The organism is Kitasatospora sp. NPDC034035 (genome assembly GCF_055575755.1).
The window spans coordinates 240,026-243,345 of the sequence record NZ_JBVISA010000013.1; the positions used below are offsets into that span (position 1 = coordinate 240,026).

Consider the following 3,320-nt stretch of genomic DNA (forward strand, 5'->3'; position numbering starts at 1 on the left):
CTCGGGGGTGAGATGCGGCGAAGGGAACCCCCCTCGTTGGTGGGGAAAAGACACGACTCTGAAGCGAATGAACCGCTTTGGGGCCCTGTGCTGGTGGCCGTCCGAGGACGGCCACCAGCACTCGCCTGACCAGGGCCGTCCGGGATGGACGGCCCTGTTGCGTTTCCCCGCTCTCCCGCGCGGGACGGGCCCCTCGCCCCGGACGGCCGCCACCACCGCCGTACCGAGGAGAAACCGTGACCGTCGAGACCATCGCCACTGCCGACACCGCAGCCGCTGCCACCGCCGCCGCCACTGCCGTGGCCGAGCCCGGCGCCGCTACCGCCGCCGCTGCCGGCGCCGATCCGGCGCTCATCGACGACCCGACCGCCCACCGCGTCCTCACCGGGGACCGCCCCACCGGCCCGCTCCACCTCGGCCACTACTTCGGCACCCTGCGTAACCGCGTCCGGCTGCAGGACCAGGGCGTCGAGATGTTCGTCGTGGTCGCCGACTACCAGGTCATCACCGACCGCGACCTCGCCGACCGGCTCGCCGAGCACACCGAGAACCTCGTCCTCGACTACCTCGCGGCCGGCCTCGACCCCGAGCGGGCCACGATCTTCGCCCACAGTGCCGTCCCCGCCCTCAACCAGCTGCTGCTGCCGTTCCTCAGCCTGGTCAGCGTCGCCGAACTGAACCGCAACCCCACCGTCAAGGACGAGATCGCCCACTCCCGCCAGTCCGCCGTCAGCGGACTGATGTTCACCTACCCCGTCCACCAGGCCGCCGACATCCTCTTCTGCAAGGCCGACCTCGTCCCGGTCGGCCAGGACCAGCTGCCCCACCTCGAAGTCGCCCGCACCATCGCCCGCCGCTTCCACGAGCGCTACCCGCACGCCGACGGCAGCGCCGTCTTCCCCCGCCCGCAGGCCCTGCTCTCCGACGCCCCGATGCTGCTCGGCACCGACGGCGGAAAGATGAGCAAGAGCCGGGGCAACGCCGTCGCCCTCGGCGCCACCGAGGACGAGACCGCCCGGATCATCCGCGGCGTCAGGACCGACGCCGACCGCCGCATCGGCTACGACCCCGTCGACCGGCCCGAGGTGTCCAGCCTCGTCCTGCTCGCCGCGCTCTGCCAGGACCGCGCCCCCGAGGCCGTCGCCGAGGAGATCGGCGACGGTGGAGCCGCCGTGCTCAAGCGCGTCGTCACCGAGTCCGTCAACGAGTACCTCCGCCCGCTGCGCGCCCGCCGCGCCGAACTCGCCGCCGACCGCGGCCACCTGCGGCAGGTCCTGCGCGACGGCGCCGAACGCGCCAACGCCGTCGCGGACGCCACCCTGGCGGAGGTCCGAGAGGTGATGGGCGCGGTGATCTGAAGGGCCATCACCCGGCGGGGCCGCGTCTCGCGGGTGCCGTCCCTTGGGCGCCGACCCGCAGACATCGGCGTAACGATGCGAGGGCATATCGTCACCGGGCGGCCGCGACCACACCGCGGCCGCCCGTGCCCTACCCCGCTCCCGCGCCCGAAAGGCGGCCCGGCCCATGGACCAGAACCCGACCACACCCGGCCAGGGGCTGACCCGCCCGCCGCACCTGCGCCCCGGCGACCACATCGTCGTCGTCGCCCCCAGCGGCCCGATCGACTCCGAACGCCTCACCGCCGGCTGCGCGATCCTCCACTCCTGGGGACTGCGGGTCACCGTCGCCCCGCACGTCCTCGACACCCACCCCACCCTCGGCTACCTCGCCGGTACCGACGCCGACCGCACGGCCGACCTCCAGAACGCCTGGCTCGACCCCACCGTCGACGCCGTCATCTGCGCCCGCGGCGGCTACGGCGTGCACCGCATGGTCGACCTGCTCGACTGGACGGCGATGCGCGCCGCCGCACCCAAGCCCTTCATCGGATTCAGCGACGTCAGCTCCCTGCACGAGGCCTTCGCCCAGCGCCTCGGCCTCGCCACCCTGTACGGGCCGATGGCCGCCGCCGGCTCCTTCATCTCCGACGGCCCCACCGCCGAACACCTGCGCCGCACCCTCTTCGACCCCGCCACGACCACGGTCCTCACCTCGGCCACCGCCGCACCGCTCATCCCCGGCCGGGCCCGCGGTGTCACCGCCGGAGGATGCGCCCATGTCCTCGCCGCCGAGCGCGGCACTCCCGCCGCCCGACCCACGTACGCGGGCAGCATCCTCGTGCTCGAGGACGTGAACGAACACCCGTACCAGCTCGACCGCCTCCTCACCCAGTTCCTGCGCTCCGGCGCCCTCGACGGCGTGGCCGGCATCGCCCTCGGCTCCTGGGAGGGCTGCGGGCGGCCCGAGCGGATCCGCGAGCTGATGCTCGACCGGCTCGGTGGGCTCGGCATACCGGTGCTCTGGGAACTGGGGTTCGGACACTGCCCCTCCACCCTCACCGTCCCGCTGGGCGTCCCCGCCCTGCTCGACGCCGACGCCGGCACGCTCACCCTGGACCTGCCCGCGCTGGCCGAGCGGCCCCGCTGACCGCAGCGTCATCGAACGCCCGGTTCCGCGGACACCCGGTGAGTAAGGTGCGGCCATGAACGAGGACCGCCTCACCGCCCTCGCCCTCGGCTTCCTCCGCGGCCAGGGCAGCAACGCCCGTACGATCCTCGGACTTGCCGGCCCGCCGGGCGCCGGCAAGTCCACCCTGGCCCGCCACCTGGTCGCCGAGGTCGAGCGCGCCGAAGGACCCGGCACCGCCGCCTACGTCCCGCTCGACGGCTTCCACCTCTCCGGCGCCCAGCTCGACCGCCTCGGTCTGACCCACCGCAAGGGCGCCCCGGCCACCTTCGACGCCCACGGCTACGTCGCCCTGCTGCGCCGCATCGCCGCCGACCGCTTCCAGGACATCTACGTCCCGGACTTCGACCGCACCCTGGACGAACCGGTCGCCGCCCGCCACGTGGTCCGCCCGCAGAGCCGGCTCGTCATCACCGAAGGCAACTACCTCGCCTCCGCCGACTCCCCCTGGCCGGACGCCCGCCGCCTGCTGCGCGAACTCTGGTACGTCCACACCGACGACGCCGTCCGCGAGGAGCGCCTGCTCGGCCGCCACCGCGCCGGCGGCCGCGACGAAACCACCGCCCACCAGTGGGTCACCGGCAACGACCACTCCAACGGCGAGTACGTGAAACCCGGCCGGGCGCTCTGCACCCGGACCGTCCCCGGGACCGGTTTGCCTCCGGCGCCGGACAGGCGTAGTGTTCTCTAGTCGCTCGGCAGGGAGCACCGGACACGCATCGGCGCGGACGGTCCCGGGGCGGCCAATCCTCTGAAACACCACTTCCCAGGTTCGGGCTGGGTTGCGTCTGCAT

General features: G+C 73.6%; 3 protein-coding genes. All 3 read left to right on the top strand.

Going from position 1 to position 3,320, the window contains the following annotated elements:
- Positions 1-299 precede the first annotated feature (299 nt).
- Positions 300-1,358: a tryptophan--tRNA ligase gene (gene trpS / locus ACZ52J_RS20705; protein WP_465620613.1), complete on the top strand. Its 1,059-nt coding sequence runs from the start codon at positions 300-302 to the stop codon at positions 1,356-1,358.
- Between the two features lie 166 nt (positions 1,359-1,524).
- Positions 1,525-2,487 (top strand): S66 peptidase family protein, encoded by a 963-nt coding sequence (locus ACZ52J_RS20710; protein ID WP_465620597.1) that lies wholly within the window; start codon positions 1,525-1,527, stop codon positions 2,485-2,487.
- 55 nt (positions 2,488-2,542) lie between these two features.
- Positions 2,543-3,217 (top strand): nucleoside/nucleotide kinase family protein, encoded by a 675-nt coding sequence (locus ACZ52J_RS20715; protein ID WP_465620599.1) that lies wholly within the window; start codon positions 2,543-2,545, stop codon positions 3,215-3,217.
- Positions 3,218-3,320 lie beyond the last annotated feature (103 nt).

Excerpts from the sequence above, each read along its gene's own strand:
- ACZ52J_RS20710 (WP_465620597.1), top strand. The coding sequence starts at position 1,525 with ATGGACCAGAACCCGACCACACCCGGCCAGGGGCTGACCCGCCCGCCG.
- ACZ52J_RS20715 (WP_465620599.1), top strand. The coding sequence starts at position 2,543 with ATGAACGAGGACCGCCTCACCGCCCTCGCCCTCGGCTTCCTCCGCGGC.